Annotated in this window: 21 protein-coding genes, 1 other RNA gene and 1 pseudogene; 13 read left to right on the top strand and 10 right to left on the bottom strand. The window is 36.0% G+C overall.

Annotated elements, in window-relative coordinates; genetic code table 11:
- Positions 1-42 precede the first annotated feature (42 nt).
- The 3 genes from IX38_RS04085 to rpsU form a co-directional block, all read right to left on the bottom strand.
- Complete coding sequence (locus IX38_RS04085; protein ID WP_034702014.1) at positions 43-333, bottom strand: HPF/RaiA family ribosome-associated protein; 291 nt, start codon at positions 331-333, stop codon at positions 43-45.
- Positions 330-1,217 carry a tyrosine-type recombinase/integrase gene (locus IX38_RS04080; protein ID WP_034702012.1) on the bottom strand — a complete coding sequence of 296 codons (888 nt, stop codon included), beginning with the start codon at positions 1,215-1,217 and terminating at the stop codon, positions 330-332. The genes IX38_RS04085 and IX38_RS04080 overlap by 4 nt, the downstream gene beginning before the upstream one ends.
- A gap of 83 nt (positions 1,218-1,300) precedes the next feature.
- Positions 1,301-1,498 (bottom strand): 30S ribosomal protein S21, encoded by a 198-nt coding sequence (rpsU, locus tag IX38_RS04075; protein WP_034702010.1) that lies wholly within the window; start codon positions 1,496-1,498, stop codon positions 1,301-1,303.
- Positions 1,499-1,889: 391 nt separating this feature from the next.
- On the opposite strand from rpsU, the gene ssrA reads away from it, so the two are divergent.
- Positions 1,890-2,287: a transfer-messenger RNA gene (gene ssrA, locus IX38_RS22290) on the top strand.
- A gap of 63 nt (positions 2,288-2,350) precedes the next feature.
- On the opposite strand, the gene IX38_RS04070 is transcribed toward ssrA, so the two are convergent.
- The gene (locus IX38_RS04070) at positions 2,351-2,674 is read right to left on the bottom strand and encodes a hypothetical protein (RefSeq protein WP_034702008.1); all 324 of its coding nucleotides are present in this window, start codon (positions 2,672-2,674) and stop codon (positions 2,351-2,353) included.
- A gap of 803 nt (positions 2,675-3,477) precedes the next feature.
- Here IX38_RS04070 and IX38_RS23170 point away from each other — a divergent pair.
- The 4 genes and pseudogenes from IX38_RS23170 to IX38_RS22855 all read left to right on the top strand — a co-directional run.
- Positions 3,478-3,819, top strand: a pseudogene (locus IX38_RS23170) (IS1 family transposase); the annotation flags it as partial.
- 248 nt (positions 3,820-4,067) lie between these two features.
- Positions 4,068-5,669: an AraC family transcriptional regulator gene (locus IX38_RS21870; RefSeq protein WP_165570699.1), complete on the top strand. Its 1,602-nt coding sequence runs from the start codon at positions 4,068-4,070 to the stop codon at positions 5,667-5,669.
- A 655-nt stretch (positions 5,670-6,324) separates the two neighbouring features.
- A complete protein-coding gene (locus IX38_RS21865; RefSeq protein ID WP_165570698.1) occupies positions 6,325-7,917 on the top strand; it encodes a hypothetical protein in 1,593 nt (530 codons plus the stop codon).
- Positions 7,918-8,173: 256 nt separating this feature from the next.
- Positions 8,174-8,314 carry a hypothetical protein gene (locus IX38_RS22855; RefSeq protein ID WP_165570697.1) on the top strand — a complete coding sequence of 47 codons (141 nt, stop codon included), beginning with the start codon at positions 8,174-8,176 and terminating at the stop codon, positions 8,312-8,314.
- 275 nt (positions 8,315-8,589) lie between these two features.
- On the opposite strand, the gene IX38_RS04055 is transcribed toward IX38_RS22855, so the two are convergent.
- Together IX38_RS04055 and IX38_RS04050 are read right to left on the bottom strand one after the other, a co-directional pair.
- Positions 8,590-9,378 carry a helix-turn-helix domain-containing protein gene (locus IX38_RS04055; RefSeq protein WP_034702005.1) on the bottom strand — a complete coding sequence of 263 codons (789 nt, stop codon included), beginning with the start codon at positions 9,376-9,378 and terminating at the stop codon, positions 8,590-8,592.
- 71 nt (positions 9,379-9,449) lie between these two features.
- Positions 9,450-10,865 (bottom strand): aldehyde dehydrogenase family protein, encoded by a 1,416-nt coding sequence (locus tag IX38_RS04050; protein WP_034702002.1) that lies wholly within the window; start codon positions 10,863-10,865, stop codon positions 9,450-9,452.
- Positions 10,866-11,260: 395 nt separating this feature from the next.
- On the opposite strand from IX38_RS04050, the gene IX38_RS04045 reads away from it, so the two are divergent.
- From IX38_RS04045 to pyk, 5 genes are read left to right on the top strand one after another with little or no spacing between them, the layout of a single operon-like run.
- On the top strand, positions 11,261-11,500 hold the full coding sequence (locus IX38_RS04045; protein ID WP_002976354.1) for an acyl carrier protein: 240 nt from the start codon (positions 11,261-11,263) through the stop codon (positions 11,498-11,500).
- A gap of 34 nt (positions 11,501-11,534) precedes the next feature.
- The gene (gene fabF / locus IX38_RS04040) at positions 11,535-12,779 is read left to right on the top strand and encodes a beta-ketoacyl-ACP synthase II (RefSeq protein WP_034702000.1); all 1,245 of its coding nucleotides are present in this window, start codon (positions 11,535-11,537) and stop codon (positions 12,777-12,779) included.
- 9 nt (positions 12,780-12,788) lie between these two features.
- Positions 12,789-13,550, top strand: a complete 762-nt coding sequence (gene rnc / locus IX38_RS04035; RefSeq protein WP_034701998.1) for a ribonuclease III — start codon at positions 12,789-12,791, stop codon at positions 13,548-13,550.
- The gene (locus tag IX38_RS04030) at positions 13,528-14,001 is read left to right on the top strand and encodes an IPExxxVDY family protein (RefSeq protein WP_034701995.1); all 474 of its coding nucleotides are present in this window, start codon (positions 13,528-13,530) and stop codon (positions 13,999-14,001) included. The genes rnc and IX38_RS04030 overlap by 23 nt, the downstream gene beginning before the upstream one ends.
- Positions 13,994-15,439 carry a pyruvate kinase gene (gene pyk / locus IX38_RS04025; RefSeq protein ID WP_034701994.1) on the top strand — a complete coding sequence of 482 codons (1,446 nt, stop codon included), beginning with the start codon at positions 13,994-13,996 and terminating at the stop codon, positions 15,437-15,439. Before IX38_RS04030 ends, pyk begins: the two co-directional genes overlap by 8 nt.
- 165 nt (positions 15,440-15,604) lie before the next feature.
- On the opposite strand, the gene IX38_RS04020 is transcribed toward pyk, so the two are convergent.
- The 4 genes from IX38_RS04020 to hutI all read right to left on the bottom strand — a co-directional run bounded on the left by IX38_RS04020 (position 15,605) and on the right by hutI (position 20,271).
- Positions 15,605-16,897, bottom strand: a complete 1,293-nt coding sequence (locus IX38_RS04020) for an aldehyde dehydrogenase family protein (RefSeq protein WP_034701992.1) — start codon at positions 16,895-16,897, stop codon at positions 15,605-15,607.
- Positions 16,898-17,032: 135 nt separating this feature from the next.
- Positions 17,033-17,947, bottom strand: coding sequence for a formimidoylglutamase (gene hutG / locus IX38_RS04015; protein ID WP_034701990.1), 915 nt, complete (start codon positions 17,945-17,947; stop codon positions 17,033-17,035).
- Between the two features lie 9 nt (positions 17,948-17,956).
- Positions 17,957-19,042, bottom strand: a complete 1,086-nt coding sequence (locus tag IX38_RS04010) for a DUF695 domain-containing protein (RefSeq protein WP_034701987.1) — start codon at positions 19,040-19,042, stop codon at positions 17,957-17,959.
- A gap of 2 nt (positions 19,043-19,044) precedes the next feature.
- Positions 19,045-20,271, bottom strand: a complete 1,227-nt coding sequence (gene hutI, locus IX38_RS04005; protein WP_034701985.1) for an imidazolonepropionase — start codon at positions 20,269-20,271, stop codon at positions 19,045-19,047.
- A 209-nt stretch (positions 20,272-20,480) separates the two neighbouring features.
- Here hutI and ruvB point away from each other — a divergent pair, with 209 nt between their 5' ends.
- Genes ruvB through IX38_RS03990 form a run of 3 tightly spaced genes read left to right on the top strand, consistent with a single transcriptional unit; the run spans position 20,481 to position 23,002 of the window.
- Complete coding sequence (gene ruvB / locus IX38_RS04000; RefSeq protein WP_034701983.1) at positions 20,481-21,503, top strand: Holliday junction branch migration DNA helicase RuvB; 1,023 nt, start codon at positions 20,481-20,483, stop codon at positions 21,501-21,503.
- Positions 21,504-21,509: 6 nt separating this feature from the next.
- The gene (locus tag IX38_RS03995) at positions 21,510-22,121 is read left to right on the top strand and encodes an FMN-binding negative transcriptional regulator (protein ID WP_034701981.1); all 612 of its coding nucleotides are present in this window, start codon (positions 21,510-21,512) and stop codon (positions 22,119-22,121) included.
- A 14-nt stretch (positions 22,122-22,135) separates the two neighbouring features.
- On the top strand, positions 22,136-23,002 hold the full coding sequence (locus IX38_RS03990) for an MBL fold metallo-hydrolase (protein WP_034701979.1): 867 nt from the start codon (positions 22,136-22,138) through the stop codon (positions 23,000-23,002).
- Positions 23,003-23,004 lie beyond the last annotated feature (2 nt).

Here is a 23,004-nt window from a genome sequence, read left to right as displayed (position 1 = left end):
TGAATTCTCAAACTTTTCTATAACTTTTTTTAACTTTTTTTACTACGCCATTTCTTTTTTCTTGATTAATAGCTTTTTAGCAGTATCAACACACATGTCTAAACTTTCTTCAAAAGTTTCAGATGTCTTTTTAACCACGATATCATCACCGGGAACAGCTAAAATAAGTTCAGCAGTTTTGTTGTTTCTGTCGGAGTTATTTTCAACTTTTAAGAATACCTTACACTCATGAATTTTATCATAAAAGGTTTCCAGTTTACTTACTTTTTTGTCAATGTGTGATTCTAATGGTTCGTGTGGAGTTAAACCAATTGATTGAACTGTGATCTTCATAATTCTTCTTTTTTAGACGCTCTGGGATGAGCCTGATTAAACACTTTTTTCAATTGTTCAATATTGGCATTCGTATAGACCTGAGTACTTGCAAGACTTGAATGCCCTAATATTTTTTTTACTTTGGAGATCTCCGCCCCATTATCCAAAACGTGTGTAGCAAAGCTATGCCGAAGGATGTGGGGGCTTCTTTTTTCTTTCGTTGTTACCAGACTAAGGTACTTATTAACTACCACATAAACAAATTTTTCATTGAGTTTTTTCCCCTTTTTATTTACGAAAAAATATGATTTATGTTCGTTATCAGGTTTCCTTATTTCCAGGTAACTCCTAAGCAGATCCGAGAGATTTACGGAAATTGGAATAAAGCGTTCTTTATTTCCTTTTCCTATTACCTTAACCTCGTTTCCGTCTAAATTAACACCCTCAAACATCAGGCCACAAAGTTCAGCCTTACGCATACCGGTTTGATACAATACTTCAATAATGCATTTTTCCAGGATATCATGAAGTCCCGTCAGTACGCTGTCACTGAGCGTTTGCATTTCTTCCTGTGAGATAGGAATCTGTTTTTCAGCGTAAAACTTAAGAGAAGATATGCCTTCGGTGGGAGAAACTTTGATGTCTCCAATTTTCAAAAGAAATAAATAAAAATTCCGTAGGGAGGATAGTTTTCTGTTAATGCTTCTTTTTGAAATTTGATTTTCACTTAATTCGACGATAAAATTTCTAATTACTTTTTTATCTGCCCCGGAAATATCTTCGGAAGCTTCTGTCCTGAGATAGAAATGGGAAAAATCTTCAAGATCTTTTCTGTAGCTTGTAATAGTATGAGGTGAATACCTCTTTTCAAACTGTAAATATTCTAAATACTTATCTAACATCATTAAGGTATAAAAACAAAAATTCACTCCTCAAATATACATATATTTAAGAAGTGAATTTAGTATGTGGTTAAGAAAAATTCTTAAGCCTGCTCTTCCTTGCTAAGTCCTCTTTGTTTGTAAGCGGCCTTTAGTCTGGCTTGTCTTAAAGTTACAGAAGGCTTAATAAACGCTTGTCTAGATCTTAATTGACGAACTGTACCCGTTTTATCAAATTTTCTTTTATATTTTTTTAAAGCTCTGTCGATGGATTCACCATCTTTTACTGGAATTATTAACATATTTTACATCTCATTTTGGATTGCAAAGTTAATATTTTTTCATTGATTGACAAATTATATTATTAAAAAATAATTTGAAGTACATTATTGCTCTTTACAGAATTATTAAAATGCTAATCTGAAACTGAATTCAAGGTAAAAAAAATACATTTTTAATAAAAACAGAAGCTAATTCCAAAATAAACCTTAAATATTTTGAGATAAAATTTTAATCACATTGTAATTATTTAAATCTAAACCGGATTCTACGAAAGTGCAGGAAAGACTTCCCCCAGCCCTGCTATTCCTTAATTCCCTGACCCAAGTATATCGTAATGGCTATTTAAAAAAGCAATGAGTATATTAAGTATATTTAAACGAAAATGCTTATCTTTGCAGTCACTTTATTCATGGGGTTGACTGGTTTCGACAGCAAGACCAATGGGTAAGTAAGCATGCAGAGAACCGTAGCGCGATCTCTTTAATCCCTTGCTACACAACTTTAACTGGCAACGAAGAGTTCGCTCTTGCAGCTTAATCCGAATAAAGTAAGATTCAAGCGCTTTCCCGAAGATAGTAAGGAAGCAAGATGTCTCACAAATGCTCCGTTCTACGGCGTTTGACCCTGAGATATAGTAATGTAGAAATAAGGCTTTAGCAGCTTCGGATAAAGCACGAAAATTTAGAAGATAAGCTGGAAGTTGGGTGTCTGCTCTCTGCCTCCAGTCGAAAACCAATAGTAGAATAAGCATGTAGAAATCTTATGTATTGCTTGTTTGGACGAGGGTTCGAATCCCTCCAACTCCACTTAAAACCCTGTGAATTAATAATTCACAGGGTTTTTTATTTTTAGGTGCTACATGGATTGTAGTTTTAAGTGCTCACTGCTTTAGCAAAAAAAGCATCGTTTTTTGAGATTTTATATATATCAATAGGTTCACCATCTTTTGTAAATCTATTACGGTGAACTAAGCCGTGTTCTTCTGTATACTCATGATCATCATCAAATTCCCATGGAGACATATAAACTGTATTATTTGAATCTAACCCTGAAATTTTTAGCAAAATAGACTTTGGATTATTTATTAAAAACAACTCTATAATGGTATATAACTCCATCATCACTTTCAATTTCATAATCAAGTTGACACAATTCAATACAGCTAATTCCGAATTTTGACGAAAGATGTCTTTCATTTTCTCGTTCCCATATAGCAATATCAACTTCACTCCAATATCCCATAATTTTAGTTTTTCTTAATTAATTTAAGCTTTTAGCAGCATAAATCTGTGAAAGCTCCCTCGGTTTTTTAGTTTTATGAGGTCCATATTTTCCACAACACTTTTAAAATCAACCATTATTTTCTTTTTTCACTTTCTATGTTTCAAATATTTTTTCTGTTCAGTGTTTGCTTAAAAATGGTTCAAAATTGTTTAACCAAACATCGTCTTCCAAAATAATGTCAATTTTATCTTCAATTAGTTTTTTAAATTTTGAGTAACGGTATGTTCTTTCTACTTTTCTTTTAAAATAAATTTCTAAAGCTTTTTCACTTTTCTCCAGTTTATCATTAATCAGATGATAATTTTCTTCATCTCATCTGAAAGATTCGAGAATTAAATTCATGTTTCTGCTTTCAACCCAAGATTTTATATCATATCCTCTTCAACATGAATACTAAATTCAAAAAACTCTGGCTTTTTATAATCATAAGTTAGTACTTTAAGATTAGATATTAGCCCTGGATAATATTTAATTTCATCATAAAACCCATTTTCATGAGTAAAACAATCTCCAATTTCAATTTTATTTTTATTTTTAAATATTCTTTTTTTCCAAATTCATAATAAGTTGAAATTATCTGTTGTGCAAATATTGGATTATCAAATAGTAATTGTATATTTTCATCTACATATTGATTGTTGGTCGAAAACTCTAGAATAACTGGAGCTAAAGTCTGAACATTCTACAACAACAATATTTAGAAATAGTCGAATGAGATGAAATTCACAGTGATGTACAAAATAAAAAAACTACTATTAGAGCTGGATTGCTGTTGATAGATTTGTAAAATGCTTCGTCGATTTTGTTTGTGGGAAAAGAAATACAGATATTAATGGCTTTTGCAGTGATTATTGGAAAAGGTATTCGGAATTAATTCCGGAAGAAAACATTGTGAATCAAAAACAGAAACATTCACCGTTGAGGGTTATAATTCTAGAATTAGACATCACTTAGCGAGATTTAAACGAAGGGCTATTCCAAAAAACAATTTATGTTAGAAAATTCTTTAAAATTGTTATTTTTAAAACTTAATAATCAATTAGATATTTTAAATTAACAATACCAAATTTTTAATATGCCTATTTTTTACTTAGTTCTGTAGACTTCATTAAAACACAAACTGGGACCCGTTCCAAAATGGATTATTGAAAAGATTGTCTTATTAATCTTATTTGAAGTTACAAGTATACTAGGCCGGGATAAACAATTCCTATTTCAAATCACTTGACTCGTGACATTTATTTATAAATATTATTTTTAGATATGAAAAAAAATCACAAACTTTTAAAAAATTATAATTCCTTTTTGAAAAACATAACCATTATTTTTTTTTCTATTCTGTCTCAATGTCTATTTGCGCAGATAGACGAAAAGCGACAACAAGAGATTCAGAATCTATGGAATAACTCTGATAAATATATACTTAGGGATGCTGTAAGTTCAATGAGATATGCCAAGCAGGCTTCCCTACTCTCCGAAAGGTATGGAGATTCTTTTAATAAGGCAAAATCCTATCTGATACTAGGCAAGAGTTTACTTTCTATTGATATGTATAGTGAAAGTTTATTTTATTTGGACAAGGGTCTCAAAGAACCCGCAACAGCCAACCATCATATTTTAAAAGTTCTTTTTAAAGAGTTTAAAGGTGACAATTATGGAAAAATGGGTTTACCTGAACAGGAATTCAACGAATATTCTGATATTTTATCTTTTGTACCTAAAGATGAAAAAAATCATGAATATCAGAGAATGATATCCCGTACCTATGCGAGAATGTCTGCCAATCTTGGCGGAAGGAAGGAATATGATAAAGCTGATAAATACATTAATAAGGCAATAAAAATACAAGAAAAGTTTTCAAATTCAGAAGGAGAAATATATAACATTTACATGATAAAAGGAGATATATGCCTTAAGAGAAAAGTATATGACTCTGCCTATTATTTTTTTAATAAAAGTTATAATCTGGTCAGGAAAGATATAGAATATGAATACATGAGCTTGAAGTTATTTGGAGATTATTATAGAGCGATCGGCAATAAATCTAAAGCAATTTCATTTTATCAACAAGCTCTGGATGATATAAAAAAAACCAAAATAGATGATGCCTCAAATAAGGCAGAGCTGTATAAAAATCTGTCTCAGCTCTCCGGAGAAACAGGTGATAGTGTCAAGAAAAGTTATTATTCTGAACTTTATCAAAAAGAGTATGAAAAACTGCAAAATAAAAATAATAAAGATATTCAGTTTGCTGTTAAATCCATTTTGAATCAGGAAAAACAGGAGAAAAAATTGTTAAAGAAACATAATTCCACTACTGTGCTTTCCATTCTGGGAGTTTTCTCTATATTTTCAGCGATTTTTTATTTTCAGTTTAGTAAAATGCGTCGGAAGAAAAAAGAACTAAAAATAAGGTTTGAAGAAATTGTAAAAGAATTAGAAGAAAATAATTTAGAGATTGCCGGTCATTCATTATCAGGAAAAGATGCAGATTTTGAAATTTCCTTTAAGACAAACACAAAGCTAATTTCTGATGAAACTGAAAAAGACCTTTTGTCTAAATTGATGAGTTTTGAAAAAGGAACAGCGTTTACCGAAAAAGGATTTACACAATCCCATCTTGCAACAATCCTTGAAACCAACACAAAGTATCTTAATTATATACTAAAAGTTCATCGCAACAAAAGTTTTAATGACTATGTAAACGGACTTAAAATAAATTTTATTGTAGATAAGATTTATAAGCATCCTGAGCATTTGAATTATAAAATAAGCTATTTATCCGAAATATCCGGATTCTCATCCCAAAGTCGTTTTACACATATCTTCAAACAGGAACAAGGTATGTCCCCATCCGAATTTATATCCCAACTTTCACAAAAACAAAACAAAAATACAAATAATTGATTATCAATAATATAAAAATAAAATTTTGTCATTTTCCGGAATTCTGCCAATGAAAATTTAGGATTAGATATTAATCACAGATATTTTTGTATCGAATTAAAATCCTATTAAAATGATTATTTAACGTATGGAATTTTATTACAGTAAAAACAAGCTACAACCATCTAATCTTAGCTTACTATGAACAAATGAACAAACAGAAAGAAGTTTACCTATACGATTTATAACGGCGTTATCTCAATGAATTTCAGCTAAAAATTTCAAATTTAAGGATCGTTACGATATGGATATATTGACCTGCAATATAAAGCTCCTGGATTTATGTACTTAAACTTGTATTTAGAAATAGTATTTAATTATTAAAACACAATGTCATTATAAATAAGTAGATAGGAATATAAAAATCCTGATCGAAAAAAATTACAGAAAATGGGACAGAGTTGTCCCGATCTGTATTTTGTCACAGGACAAACCGCAACAAAATAACACGGTTAAGTACAAATTCTGTGTTTGTTTACTTTACCATCTTGTAAGTAAATTATTCAGAGTAATAGACCAAACAATTACAACGAGAAAATTTAAGATAATAATTAAAAATATACTAAATAGAAAATCATTAGAAAAACGATCTATTTTTCAAAAAAAAAAAATTACAATGAAAAAAAAATTATTACCTATGGTTGTTATTTTCCTTAGCAGCTTAGGATACGCACAAGTTGGTATTAACACCGAAACTCCACAATCTACTATGGATATTGTTGCAAAAAATTCTAACGGAACTTCAACGTTAGTAGATGGATTGCTAATACCGCGTGTAGATAGAGAAAGGGCCGTTAATATGGCCTCTGTTCAACCTTCTACTCTTATTTATGTAAATAATATTGCCACTGGTAGTGCTATAGGACAGGGATCAAATATAGATACTATTGGATTTTATTATTTTGATGGAATTACAAGTAAGTGGAGTAAGTTAGCTACAAGTACAGCTACGGGAGATCCTACTCCAGATGCATTTATAGATGATAGTACAAATACAATGGTTAAACTTGGAGCAACTTCATCTGGTGCTGCCAGAGTAGCGGGTTCAGATTTTGTTATCAAAGATAATGGGCAAGTTGGTGTTGGTACTTCAGTTCCTCTACAACAACTTGATGTTAGAGGAAGCGGCAGATTTGAGTCTGATAATGTGTCTCTTGATATGATTTCAGCTGGAACTGCTCCTGCTAATATGACTCTTAATAGAAACAATGGTGGAGCAAATTTGTCTTCAGATAATTTGGTTGGCTATGTAGACTTCAGAGGACGGATTAATAATATGGATAATTCTCCCCTGAGTGCTATTGTATCTACTTATAAAGGAAATGGAACCAATAATTTATCTTCTCTGGATTTTCGTACTAGTGGAAATGGAACTAGTGATATGTTATTGGATTCCTCAGGAAATCTTGGAATCGGTACAGCTTTCCCCGCAGAAAAATTAGAGGTTACGGGCAATGTCAGTTTAAAACCTGGTTCATCAGGATTGGCCTCATCCGCAAAGTTTTATGAAAGTACGGTCAATGGTACTAATACTGTTTCTCTGCAGGCGCCTGCTAATTTATCTGCTAACAGAACAATAACGCTACCTTTTAATTCACCTATAAATGGATATGTTCTTACTACAAATGCATCAGGAGTTACCCAATGGGGTGCAGTGAATCCGGCAGCAGCTACACTAGCTTCCATTTCTTTAAGTAATGAAAGTTTAGGATCCACACCAATAACGAATGGAGGAACTAATAATACTACTGTTAACCAAAGGTTTTTTCAGAAATTTGATACTACTGTAACAGATCCAAATTCGCGTTTTAATGTTGGAACAGGAACTTATACAGTTGGGCAGTCAGGAATATATCTGATTTCTGCCTATATAATGCCAAACTCATCACCAGACAGAAATACCAATGGCTTCTTCTATCCTGTAAATTTGGAAGTTAGAAAAAATGCCTTTGGTGATCCATCTGGCGGTTCCAATATAATGGATAATGCATCCATTAGATTTGCGACTCCGCTACAAGCTAAAATACGTTATTCAGTTCTTGTTACCGGAATGGTTTCTTTGAATGCGGGTGATACACTCAATTTAGTAGTATTCTTAAGTGGTATAAATGCGCCGGCAGCTGCTTCTGGAGGATATTCCTTTCCAACAGATTTTACTTACGCTACAGTATCAGATTTTAAAGCATTATTTAGTGTCACTGCATTGTAAAATATAAAAGTCTTGTATAAAATTTGTAAAAACGTTTTTACTTATTTATAACCTAAATTACAAACACAAATAATTTATATATAAGTAGATTGTCTTAAAGACAATCTACTTTCTTTTAATCGAACAATTAATCAACTTGAAAATATATTCAATTCCTACTTAAAATAAATTTTCATATTAGTAGCATAAATAGCTTTACGAAAGTTAGCGGCAACTTTTAACGAACACTACAATACAACATTAAACTTAACAAGAAATGGCGGTTTGGATATTTGCATATGGAGAAAATGGTCTATTAAGTGACAAAAATGTTGATACAAAATACTACCTTGACGTTTTAAATAGTCTTCCATTAGATGAAATAAAAATTATGGAAGTTTCTATATCAGTATTATAAAATACTTTAAAAGTATCTTAAATCATTTAATCAAACTGATTAAATGATCTATACTAAATACTCTCATCATTTTTACGAATAAAAAAATACCGATCTCGTTGGTATTTTATTCATTTATGAGTTTAAAAAAATTGTTTAAGAATAATTTTTCTTACTTTAATTTAAAATTAAATAGTTCCTGTGGATGCACATCTAACCCCTTTGGCTAACTCTTGAATAGTAGAGATTCCAACTCCACAAAACACTCCGTCGCAACTTCTGTGACGGATTATTTTTTACAATCTACTCGGCGGCAAGCCGTACTGTTTCTTAAAAGCAAACGAAAAATGGGAAAGATCTTCAAAACCCAGATCGAGATAGATGTCTGTCGCCTTTTTTCCTTTTTCCAGAAGATAATGAGCTTCCTGGAGCCTTTTTTCAAGAAGCCATTTTCTGGGTGTAGTGTTGAAGGCTTTTTCAAAATCACGCTTGAAAGTGGCCAGACTTCTTCCCGTCAGATAAGCAAAACGGTCCAGCTTTACATTAAAATGATAATTTTTCATCATAAAACCTTCGAGGTCAATTTTATAAGGATCGGAAATATCGTAAAGAATATTTTTCAATGACTGATCATGTCCAAATAAAAGAATTAAGGCCTCTTTCTGTTTCAGTAAGGCAAGTTCAGGAGATTTATTCTCCAATAAATCCTGGTATTGCAGCAGGGATTCCATGAAATATTTCAGATGCGTCACTTCCGATACATCAACAAAAGCAGGTGTTTTTAGTTTTTCCGGGAGAATAAAATGCTCTTCTTCACTCATTCTTTTCAGCATTTCATCATCAAATCTGATGGATAATGATTTAAATTCCGCCTCTTCACCCGGTTTTTTCAGGAATTTCAGTAACTGATTTTTACGGACAAGATAAACATCTCCGCTTCGGAATATTTCCCGGTGAACCCCGTCATTAAGTTCCATTTCTCCCGAAATGACCATTGACAAAGCATTATAGGAAACAAACTGTTCACCTTCCCGAAAAACGGTAAAGTAGCATGAATAGTTTATGTAATCAATATTTTCGGACATATTTCTTCGTATTAAAATCAAGTCAGAAAAACTCTGACTTGACTGTTCAATATAATATTTTTAATGCTTATTTAAACCAAAATCGATTTCGGCTCCAGATATTCTTCCAGCCCAAATGCCCCGAACTCCCTTCCGATTCCCGACTGCTTGAATCCTCCGAACGGAGCTAAAGGATCATGTTTAAAACCATTAATACATACCCTTCCCGCCTCAATTTGAGAAGCCACCTTCAATGCGCGTTTCTCATCTGACGAAGTGATATAGGCAGCCAATCCATAAGGAGTATCGTTCGCAATAGAAATTGCTTCCTCTTCATTACAATAAGGTATAATAGATAATACGGGTCCAAAAATCTCTTCCTGTGCTATACGCATATCGTTTCGGACATTAGTGAAAATGGTGGCTTTAACAAAATTTCCATTTTCAAGACCTTCAGGCTTTCCTGCGCCTCCTGCCAATAAATCCGCACCTTCTTCCAGACCCAGCTTAATATAACTTTGTACCCGCTCATACTGTTTTTCGGAAACCATAGGGCCCACATTCGTATTTTCATTGGCAGGATTTCCTACAATTACCTGAAATACGGCTTTTTTTGCCAGTTCATTAACCTCTTCCAATCTTGATTGAGGCACCAGTAAACGTGTTGGAGCAATACATGCCTGCCCGCTGTTCATATAAGCACCATAAACAGCCTGTGGAACCGCCTTTGTAAAGTCAGCGTCATCCAGGATAATGTTGGGTGATTTTCCGCCAAGCTCCAGTGTTATTCTTTTCATGCTATCTACAGCTCCTTTGGCAATCATCTTTCCTGTATATGTAGAACCGGTAAAAGATATCTTGGCGACATCAGGATGATTCACAATTTCACTGCCCACTACGTTTCCCAGCCCGTTCACTACATTAAAAATTCCTTTCGGTAAGCCGGCTTCGTGAAAACACTCTATAATAAGCTGAGTCTGAAGCGCGCTCATTTCACTAGGCTTAACAACCACTGTACAGCCTGCTGCAACCGCTGTCGCAAATTTACTGCATATAAAACCATTGCTGGAATTCCAGGGAGTAATAATTCCGACCACTCCTATGGGGGTCATCTGCACAAGGGTCTTCCCCGCTTTTCTTTCAAATTCAAAATGACGCAGCGTCTCTATCATATGTTCAAATGCACCGGTCATATTCCGGAAACTAGCTGTACAGAACTGCCGGGTTCCGCCATATTCCAGGATCATGGTTTCAATAAGTTCCTTTTCCCGTTTTTCAACAGCTTTCTTTAAATTTTCCAGAATTCCGATACGTTCTTCTACTTTTGTTTTGGAAAATGTTTTAAAAGCTTCTTTCGCTGCTGTAATTGCTCTCCTTGTATCATTTTCATCTCCTAAAACCACCTCTCCTATTTTTTGATGGTTTGCCGGATTAATAAGATCAAATACTTCTGTTCCATGCAGCACTGTAAATTCACCGTTGATGTAAGATTGGTCTATACGTTTCATATTTATTTTAATTTTACAGGACAAAGTTCCCACAATTTCAAATGACTCACTTTGCTGTACGGCTCAATTTAACTTTGTTAAAAAGATCAAAATATCCTTATATTATATTGATAAAATTAAAAAAGGTTCATTATCATTAAATCCAACAGTCAATCCGGCTGGAAATGCATTTGATCTAACAGTTGTGGTAAAAGTTTTCCGTATCACTCCTTCCGAAATAAAAATTGATTTTACTGTCGATTGGTTTAGCAGGCATAAATACCTGAAAACTAAAAGACTAAAACTTTCTACTATAAAATAAGTATAGTCTACCCACAAAAAAGACTAAAAAAATGTTTTATCGTGAAGAATTTTATATATTTGCACCATCTAACAATTAAAAAAAATAATTTACTATGTCAGACATTGCATCAAGAGTAAAAGCTATCATCGCTGATAAGCTTGACGTTGAAGAAACAGAAGTAACTCCTGAAGCTAGCTTCACAAACGATTTAGGAGCTGATTCATTGGATACAGTTGAGTTAATCATGGAATTTGAAAAAGAATTCAATATTCAAATCCCTGATGATCAGGCTGAAAAAATTACTACTGTAGGGCACGCTATTGCTTACATCGAAGAAGTAGTAAATAAATAATATTCTTCAACAAAAAAGAAAATTTTAAAAGTTTATGGAATTAAAAAGAGTAGTTGTAACCGGTTTTGGCGCAATAACACCAATTGGAAATAATGCAAAAGAATACTGGGAAAATCTTCTTAAAGGTGAGAGCGGTGCTGCTCCGATTACTCTTTTTGATGCCACAAACTTTAAAACAAAGTTCGCTTGTGAAGTGAAGGGCTTCGATCCATTACAGCATTTCGATAAGAAAGAGGCTAAAAAAATGGACCGGAATACGCAGCTTGGGCTTGTAGCCGCAAGAGAAGCGGTGGCACACTCCAGAATTATGGAAGACAATGTTGATAAAAACAGAGTCGGTGTAATTTGGGGTTCAGGGATCGGAGGTTTGGAAACTTTCGAAACCGAGGTTTTAGGATGGGCGAATACGGAAATTCCAAGGTTCAACCCATTCTTTATTCCTAAAATGATCGCGGATATCACTCCTGGACATATCTCAATTGAGTATGGCTTTCACGGGCCGAATTATACTACGGTATCTGCCTGTGCATCTTCAGCCAACGCTCTAATTGATTCCAAGATGATCATCCAGCTGGGAAAAGCTGATGTGATTGTATGCGGAGGCTCTGAAGCAGCCGTTACAGCAAGTGGTGTCGGTGGATTTAATGCGATGATGGCACTTTCTACAAGAAATGATGATCCTACCACAGCTTCAAGACCGTTTGATAAAGACAGAGACGGTTTTGTACTAGGCGAAGGCGCAGGAACCATTATCCTTGAAGAATATGAGCACGCGGTAAAACGCGGTGCTACCATTTATGCAGAATTACTGGGCGGCGGTATGAGTGCAGACGCACACCATATGACAGCCCCTCATCCTGAAGGCTTAGGAGCTTATCTGGTAATGAAAAACTGTCTGGAAGACGCAGGCTTAACTGCTGATGAAGTAGACCATATCAACATGCATGGTACCTCTACTCCATTAGGAGATATTGCAGAATCCAACGCAATTTCAAGATTACTGGGCGAGCACGCTTTTGATATTCAGATTAATTCTACAAAATCAATGACCGGCCACCTTCTGGGTGCTGCAGGTGTTATTGAAGCTATTGCTGCATTAGGAACTATTATTCATGGTATAGTTCCGCCTACCATCAACCATTTTACTGATGATGAAAATATTGACCGCAGACTGAATTTCACATTCAATACAGCTGTTAAGAAAGATGTAAAAGTAGCCATGAGCAATACTTTTGGATTTGGCGGGCACAATGCCTGCGTTCTATTTAAGAAAATCTAAATTCAATGAATGGAGTTACAGAAATACTTTTCTAAATTCCTTCTCAAACAAAGAAAAAGAAAATTAACGGAGAGAGACTACTTCCTTAGTACCGAACTGAAAAAAATGTTAGGTGCAGAGGTTGAGAATATTGCTCTTTACCGTGAGGCTTTTTCTTTAAAAAGTTCTTCTAAAAATCAAGACAGCAATTACGAAAGACTTGAATTTTTGGGAGATTCTGTTTTGGGTACAATTATTTCCTGTCATCTGTTCCAGACCTATCCTCAGGCTAACGAAGGATATCTGACCCAGATGAAATCTAAAATTGTTAATAGGAAGAATCTTAATAAATTAGGTGAAAACCTAAAGCTTACCGATCTTTTGCAGAAGCAAGGATCCGCAGCATTGGGCGAAAACATTTCCGGAAATTTATTTGAGGCACTTATTGGTGCCGTATACCTGGACTTCCATTATGATGCCTGTAAAAGAATCATTCTGGAAAGACTGCTTACACCCACGGAAATTAATAAGCTTGAAAATAAAATTGTAAGCTACAAAGGCCTTTTGCTTGAATGGAGCCAGAAGAAAAAAGTAAATATAAAATACGAGACCTGCGAGGAATTCCAGGCCAATAAAGCAGTAGTATTCAGGTGCCATGTCTGGCTGGGAGAGGAAAAGATCGCCAATGCGACAGAAACTTCCAAGAAGAAGGCGGAAGAAAAAGCAGCACAGAGAGCATTTTATATTTTAAACAAAAAAGAAAACATACTTGGAAATCCAAAAACTTTATGATCTGAATGATATAGAATTTGAAGATATTGCCATAGGATTGGTAAGATTAGCAAAGGATATACCTGATCACGAGTTTTTCTACAAAGTCAATCAAATCAACGGTCTCGCTTTTTCCAGGAAGAAAGATGTTATCATTCACGGGGCTTATTATGACTATCATTTTCCAAGATTTGAAGCTTATCACAGGTTTACAAAGACATGTTTTACATTCATTTCAAACCGGTCTTCGGAAAGTAAGCAAAAAAAACTACAGACCGAGCTCTTCACAGAAGAAGAAAACATTAAATTTTTATTAAATAATCAGGTAGATGTAGAATATATTCTGCATACTTCGGAACAAATTCCTGATTTTTCCGTAATTTTGCTCCCGGAAAATCTTGTGTTTCCGATACAAGATTATATATTAGGTTCTGAGGAAGAACTTTATCAAATTATCCAGTATTATGAATAAGTATTTAAAGAAGACAAAAATTATTGCAACACTAGGACCTGCTTCATCATCGAAGGAGGTAATGTTAGGACTAATGAAAGCGGGTGTTGATATTTTCAGAATAAATTTTTCACATGCAGACTACGATCTGGTTCGGACTAATATTGAAATTATCAGGGAGCTTAACCAGGAATACGGCTTTTCTGTAGGTATTTTAGGAGACCTTCAGGGCCCGAAACTGAGAGTAGGTGTTGTAAAGGAGGGTTCATACCTGAACCCCGGAGATATCCTTACCTTTACCAACGAGAAAATAGAAGGTGATTCTACTAGGGTTTATATGACTTACCAGCAGTTTCCTCAGGATGTAAAAGTTGGGGAAAGAATCCTTATTGATGACGGAAAACTAATGTTAGAAGTTATTGAAACCAACCAGATAGATACGGTAAAAGCAAAGACCATTCAGGGGGGACCTTTAAGCTCTAAAAAAGGAGTAAATCTGCCGAATACCAATGTATCTCTTCCTGCCCTTACGGAAAAAGATATTCAGGATGCCAACTTTATGCTTGATATGGAGGTTGACTGGATCGCACTTTCGTTCGTTCGTCACGCACAGGATATTATTGACCTTAAAAAACTGATTGACGGCCATCCAAACGGTAAATTCAAAACTCCGATCATTGCCAAGATCGAAAAGCCTGAAGGCGTTAAAAATATTGACGAAATCTTATTGGAATGTGACGGACTGATGGTTGCCCGTGGTGACCTTGGTGTGGAAGTTCCGATGGAAGAGGTTCCGGCTATCCAGAAAAACCTGGTAGAAAAGGCAAGATTCTATTCAAAACCGGTAATTATTGCGACCCAGATGATGGAAACAATGATCAACAGCCTTACACCTACAAGAGCGGAGGTAAATGACGTTGCAAACTCTGTGCTAGATGGTGCGGATGCAGTAATGCTTTCCGGAGAGACTTCTGTAGGAAGATATCCGGTTCAGGTAGTTGAAAACATGTCAAAAATTGTAAAGAATATCGAAAAAACTCACTTTTATCAGCATAAAAATGAGCCTATCGAAAAAGATTATAACTGTATTGACGACAGATTCATTACGAACAGGGTATGCCTTGCAGCGGTAAGAATTGCTAAAACCACCAATGTTTCTGCCATTGTTACACTGACTCATTCAGGATATACTGCATTCCAGCTTGCAGCTCACAGACCGAATTCACACATCATTGTATACAGCGGAAACCGAAAAGTGATCACGATGCTGAATCTTGTCTGGGGAGTTCATGCCTTTTATTATGACATGAAGAAATCTACCGACGAAACCATCATCCAGGTGAACATGTTAACGCATAACCACGGTTATATTGAAAGCGGAGACTTTGTAATCAACATCAATGCTACTCCATCTTATGAAGGCGGAAAAACGAATACGTTGAGACTGACAACAGTTTAAGCAATAAGCAATAAGCAATAAGCAATAAGCAATAAGCAATAAGCAAAATTACTTTTTGACTACCATACAAAAAAGTCCCGGAAATAGATATTTCCGGGACTTTTTATATTGCTAACCATAGGTTTACATGAGTACACTATACTTTGTACATTTTACATTATATAATTAATTCCCCACAATAGTTTTAGGAGTAACAAATTCTCTCAATGCCAGTAATGACAGCTCAGTTCCGTAACCGGAAGCTTTAGTTCCTCCAAATGGAAAACGCGGGTCAGAACTTGTCATTCGGTTGATATTCACGGTTCCGGATTCAAGATTTTCGATAAAAAATAACTGGCGCTCTTTATCTGCTGTCCATACAGAATTTGAAAGCCCGAAAGGAATATCATTCGCCATTCGCAATGCCTGTTCATCATTTTCAGCAACCATTACCATTCCCAGAGGCCCGAAAAGTTCTTCCTGGAGGATTGGATTGCCTTCTTTCACCCGGATCAGTCCCGGGTTGAATTCATTATCAGAAATTCTTTCCAATGGAATGATAATTTCGGCTCCGTTTTCCAGAGCTTTATTAAACTGCTTTTCCAGATCATCAGCAAGGTCAGGTCTTGCCATACCGCTGATTTTGGTTTCTTTATCGTTGGGATCTCCCGGAACAAACTTTTTATATTCTTCAATAAATTTCGGAAGGAATTCTTCTTCTATTTTCTGATCAATGATGAACCTTTTAGCGGCAACACATGTTTGCCCGCAGTTCTGAAGTCTGGCCTGGGCTCCCACTTTTGCTGCTTTGTCCAGATCTGCATCATCCAAAACAATAAATGCATCGCTTCCGCCCAGCTCAAGAAGAGATTTTTTTATATTCAATCCTGCCGTGGCAGCCACTTCTCCTCCTGCTCTTCCGCTTCCTGTAAGACTTACCCCTTTCACGGCATCATGCTCAAGGATTTCTTTTACTTCTTTGTGTCCCACTTCCAGATTCTGGAAAACACCTTCCGGAAAACCTGCTTCTGAAAATATTTCTTCAATAGCATTTCCGCTTCCGAAACAGATCGAAGCATGCTTCAGAACAACTGTATTACCGGATAAGATAGCCGGTGTTACAAATCTCAGTACCTGCCAGAAAGGAAAGTTCCATGGCATAACCCCTAAAATTACTCCTTTCGGAACATAACGGATTTCAGAGTAGGTATATTCAGAATCTACTTTTTCAGGTTTTACTGTATTTTCGGCTTCCGCATAATAATTCATCATTAATGCAGACTTTTCAACCTCAGCAATGGATTGTGAGATTGGCTTATTCATTTCAGCGGTGATAATCCTACCGAATTTTTCTGAATTATTCTTTAAAATTTCTGCCGCTTTTGCGATCAGCTTCTGCCTTTCTTCAAACGGCACTTTTCTCCATTCTGAAAATGTCTTATCTGCTTTGATAAGCTTATCTTCAATTAACTGTTCCATAATTTAATTCTGTTTTAAATTCAAAAAATGAATTCATTAATGCTTTTTTCTAAAAGCAGTGTGAAAGTAGCAAATTTTGTTTCTTTAATGCGAAATAAAGCAATGATTTTTCTCTATCGGAATAATATAGTATCCTTAAATCATAAACCATTCATTCACAAGGCAGGCGGCCAGCCTTGAGGTCATGTCCTGAATATCCAGTGAAGGATTAACTTCTGCTGCATCTAATGCTATCAGTTTTTTGCTTTTCAAAATATGCCTGTAAAAATGCATAAAAGCAGCATCCGCAAAGATTCCATTGTAGGCAGAAGCGGAAACTCCCGGAGCAACCGATGCATTGAAAACATCCATACAGATGGTAAGGTAGACAAAATCCACACTCTCCATCAGCTCATCAATACGCTGATAGATGGACGGAAGGTTTTCAAAAAAGAGTTCATCGGCAAGGATATATTTCATCCCGTAATGATGGGCTGTATCGAACAGTTTCAGGGTATTGGAATTTCTCTGGATCCCGATATGGAGTGAATTGATCTGTCCTTCCTGTGCAATCTGCCAGAATCCGGTTCCTGAACTTGCCCCTACTCCATTTTCCGGCTGCCTGTTGTCGAAATGGGCATCTATATTAATTACTCCTATTTTCTGTTCCGGAAAGGCTGTTTTTACGCCTAAATAATGAGCATAGGTTACTTCATGACCTCCGCCTAAAACAAGTGATTTTCCCCCTTTCAGCAGTACCTTTGAAACATTTTTCGCAAGGCTGTTTTGGGTACTTTCCAGATCACCGTTTTCACAGGTAATATTTCCGAAGTCAAGAAGGGAGAAATCCGGACGGATCACCGGAAAATTGGACATATTTTTACGGATTACATCCGGGGCATCTTTAGCACCCTGACGGCCTTTATTTCTTCTCACGCCTTCATCTACGGCGAAACCATGCATAACGAAATCATCTGCTTTAATATTGTCGTAATTATGCTCTTCTTTAACTCTCTGAAATATTCTGTGGAAAAGAAGGTCTTCTCCGTCTAATCTGCCTTGCCAAACCATAAATCTGTTTTAATTTACATTATAATGCTCAAAACTTTGCCAGTATTTATCTTTATAAATTTCCAGCGAAATGTTATATTCAGGATTTTCTTTTATTATCCGGTCAAAAACTTTAGAAGGCTGTCTGAAATCTTGGCCCGCTAAATAAATGCTTTTGCTGTTATCCGCAGTTTCTCTTCCAATGTACAAATTTCCGTCTTTTGGGGTAAGAAGTTCTATCGCCTGGTCTTCAATAGCATTCATTTTATTGTAATCTGCTTCTTCCGGAAAACCGGTATTGTTGTTTCCGTCGTAAGCAATTTTCAGAACGGAAATCCACGGATATGAAGCTTTGGCACTGTATTTTAATAAAGAAGTATTCACGGTGGCCATAAGCGGCATCCCGTTTTCCAAAGTGGCTTCAAGAAGAGAAAACTCATCTTCATTTTCCAAAACCTGTAGGTCTTTATACTTTTCTGTAAATTCTCTTTCTCTCCAAAGCAGAAATTCTTTTAGTTTTTCTATCGGAATCAACTCGTTCTCCGCCTCATTTTTACCAATAATACTAAAGGTATCAATTTGAGTGGCAAAATTCAGTTCACCTAAGAAATTATCCAGAAAAATACAGACCCCTGTTGTAGCTGTTCCTCTGTTTTCTTCGTTTAAATCTTCATATACAAAAGCCAGATCTATCTCATCCGGATAGCCTTCTATTTCGTTTGAATAAAAGTAAATATTGTTTTTTGTAAACTCACAACCGCCCATTCTTACCCCGACATTTTCAATATCCATTTCCGGTTTTAGGGCTGTAAATTTCCAGTGGCCAAGCTTTGGAGCAGCAGAAATAAGCTCTTCAGCAAAAACTATTTTTTTCACATCACCTTCTACCGTAATAATAAGTTCGGCCGTATTGTCATCACACATTCCTGTGAGAAAATAGTATCCATCATTTATCTTAGTAAGCTCGGGAGACATGATATCAAAAAACTGTTCTTCAATATGCTCTCTGTTCTTAACAACTTCAAAAAAAGTTTTTTCTTTTGTCAAAAACCAGTCCCAAAACTCTTTATATGTTCCGGTCTCCTTTTCACCCAGTATTTTATCAAAATTTTCCATAATTAATGAATAAGATTTCCATTGATATAAACATTTTCAGCATTCAGGCTTCCCTGATTGTAAAGAACATTCTGGAAATTATCTGTTTTAAAGGTTACAAAATCTGCTTTCTTGCCAACTTCCAGCTTTCCTCTGTCTCCAAGTCCTAACGCATGGGCTGCACGGAATGTCATTCCGGCTAAAACTTCAGCTGTAGTCAATTTTTCAAACGCAGCTAAAATGGAAGCCTGGGTAATTAAATTCCCCATCGGTGCAGAGCCAGGATTCCAGTCACTGGCAATGGCCACAATTGCTCCTGCATCCAATAGTTTTCTGGCAGGTGTAAATTTTTCACCCAATCCTAAACTGGCACCCGGCAGTGCGGTAGCTACTGTATCTGATTTTGCTAAAAATTCAATATCTTCATCAATGGTAGCTTCCAAATGATCCGCAGATTTCGCGCCCACTTCTACTGCAATTCTAGAACTTCCCGGCGTAAACTGGTCTGCATGAACTGTGATATCAAAACCTAAATCTTTAGTTTTAAGGAGAAAATCTTTACTTTCTTCAGGCTGGAACGCAGATTTTTCAATGAATATGTCTACACGCTTAGCCAATGCTTCTTCTTTTACTTTCGGTAAAATTTCTGTAAGGATATAATTTAAATATTCCGGGTTGCTTCCTGCAAAATCTCTTGGTTTCAGGTGTGCGGAGAGACAGGTAGGAACCAGCTTAGCTTTTGTATGATCCTGTGCTTTTTTAATTATTCTGAGCATTTTAAGCTCGTTTTCCACATCCAATCCGTAGCCGCTTTTTATTTCAATGGTTGTAATTCCTAATGATACCAGGAATCCTATCCTTTCCAGTAAGGTCTTTAACAGCTCTTCTTCTGAAGCATTTCTCGTATGCTGGACAGAACTCCAGATTCCGCCTCCGCTTTCGGCTATTTCGAGATAGGTTTTTCCGGCATTACGCATCGCAAAATCATTGGCCCGGTTTCCTCCAAAACAGATATGGGTATGAGAATCTACAAATCCAGGAAGGGCAATTTGTTCTCCCTCAATGGTAACCGTCTCTATATTTTGATTTTTAGATTTCAGCGCTTCAAAATTTCCTGTTTCTTTAATTTTACCGTCATCTACTACAATTCCTCCATCTATGATAACTTGTAATTGTTCGTCAGATAATTTTCCTCTCAGGGGAAGGTCTGCAAGGGTTACAATCTGCTTAAAGGGTCCTATTAACTTCATTGATCTAAAAATTAAGCTACAGCTTGTTTATAATTCGTTTTTCCTCTCAAAAATACTTAAAATATCTTTAATCTGCTAAATCTAAATTAACATGTGTGCTATCTTCTACCCTCGTATCTATCCCCGCCCACGATCACCTCTGAAATTTCTCAGTCTAAGTTTTACCCTTGGTCTAAATTTCCTATCTTTGAGGTAAATGAAATGAATTAATGCCAGATTTTTTACACCCAGATAAGGACAACTACTCGCATGAAGAGCTGATGCAGGAGGAGCAGATCCGTCCCCAGAGTTTTAAAGACTTTGCCGGGCAGAGAAAAACTTTGGAAAACCTCGAAGTTTTTGTGAGTGCTGCCAAGAGACGGGGTGGTGCTCTGGATCATGTTCTTCTCCACGGTCCTCCGGGTCTGGGTAAAACCACTTTGGCCAATATTATAGCCAATGAACTTGGGGTAAACTGCAAAATTACTTCCGGCCCTGTTTTGGACAAACCAGGTAGTTTGGCAGGCTTACTGACGAATCTGGAAGAAAATGATGTTCTTTTTATTGATGAAATCCACCGTCTTTCTCCTGTTGTGGAAGAATATCTGTATTCTGCCATGGAGGATTATAAGATAGATATCATGCTGGAAAGCGGTCCTAATGCAAGAAGTGTGCAGATCGGCCTGAATCCTTTTACCCTGGTAGGTGCCACTACAAGAAGCGGGATGCTTACAAAACCAATGCTGGCAAGATTCGGAATACAAAGCAGACTTGAATATTATTCGGTTGAGCTTTTGTCTATGATCATACAGCGGAGTTCAAGGGTTTTGGGAAGTAAAATTTATGAAGATGCAGCTATAGAAATTGCCAGAAGAAGCCGCGGAACACCGAGAATTGCCAATGCTTTACTGAGAAGAGTACGTGATTTTGCAGAGATCAAAGGAAACGGGGAAATTGAAATTAACATTACAAAATATGCATTGAATTCTCTCAACGTGGATGAGTTTGGTTTGGATGAAATGGATAACAGGATCATGCGGGTCATGATTGAAAACTTCAAAGGAAAACCTGTAGGAATTTCTGCCCTCGCTACCTCGATCGCTGAAAACCCTGAGACTCTGGAAGAGGTTTACGAACCGTTTTTGATCCAGGAAGGATTCATTATCAGAACACCAAGAGGAAGAGAAGTTACTGACAAAGCCTATGATCATTTAAAAATATCCCGTCCGAAAAATCCGGGAGAATTATTTTAGCAGTCTATGTTTATTCCAAAATTATACAGAAGCGAGGATCATGATCTGATGAAAGAAATCATCAGAGAAAATGCTTTTGCCTTACTTATTTCTTCCGTTGAAAGAATAAGAGCGACCCATTCCATGATGATGCTTAATGAGGACGATCCTGAGAACATCTATGTGGAAACTCATATTTCAAAAGCCAATCCTCAGGCAAAAACATTAAAAGACGGGGAAGAAGTTCTCTGTGATTTCCTGGGAGCTCATACTTATATTTCGAGCAGCTGGTATGACCATATAAATGTTTCAACATGGAATTATGAAGCTGTACAGATCCACGGAAGGATACAGCTTATGAATCATGATGAGCTTTATCAGCATTTGGAAAAACTAACTTCCAGGTATGAAATTTTTCAGAAATGTCCTGTAATGGTAAAAGATATGGGCAGGGAGTTTGTGGAAAAGGAAATGAAAGGAGCTTTCGGGCTGAAAATAATTCCTACAGAAATATTCATCAATCAAAAGCTTTCTCAGGGAAGGAAGGATCATGATTATCAGAATATCATCTCGGAACTTGAAAATTCGGATGAGAATGGAAGAAAAATTGCTGAAAAAATGAAATTAATAAAGAAATAATAATCAAAATATATATGAAATTATATCCAATACAATGTGGAAAATTTAAACTGGATGGCGGCGCCATGTTTGGAGTCGTCCCAAAGAGTCTGTGGGAAAAAACAAACCCTGCAGACGAAAAAAACCTGATCGAGCTGGGAACCCGATCCCTGCTTATAGAAGACGGCAAAAAGCTGATTCTCGTAGACTGCGGTCTCGGCAATAAACAGGATGATAAATTCTTCGGGCATTATTCGCTTTGGGGAGATGATAATCTTGATAAAAATTTAAAGAAGTTCGGTTTTATAAAAGAGGATATTACGGATGTATTCCTTACCCATCTTCACTTTGATCATTGCGGAGGTGCTATTGAATGGAATGATGACAGAACGGGATACAGACCAGCCTTTAAAAACGCTCAGTTCTGGACCAATGAAAATCACTGGCAATGGGCTACAGAACCTAATGCAAGAGAAAAAGCGAGCTTTTTGAAAGAAAATATCCTTCCGATGCAGGAAAGCGGACAGCTTAATTTTTTGCCGCTTCCCGGTACGGGAAATTACGGTTTCGCGCCTGATCTGAAAATGGACGTTATCTTTGTAGACGGGCATACGGAAAAGCAGATGCTTCCTGTGATTCAATATCAGGAAAAAACGATTGTATTTGCAGCAGATCTAATTCCTACTGCAGGGCACATCAACCAGGTGTATGTAATGGGATACGATACAAGGCCTCTTCTCACTATGGAGGAAAAAGGAAAGTTCCTGAAGCAGTGTGTAGATAATGAATATCTTCTGTTCTTTGAACATGATGCACACAATGAACTGGCAAGTCTTAAAATGACTGAAAAAGGGGTAAGATTAGACCAAATTCACAGTTTTAATGATGTTTTCGGATATTAATT

The sequence above is a fragment of the Chryseobacterium luteum genome, assembly GCF_000737785.1.
Classification (GTDB): Bacteria; Bacteroidota; Bacteroidia; order Flavobacteriales; family Weeksellaceae; genus Chryseobacterium; species Chryseobacterium luteum.
This window is presented reverse-complemented; position numbering and strand designations above follow the sequence as displayed.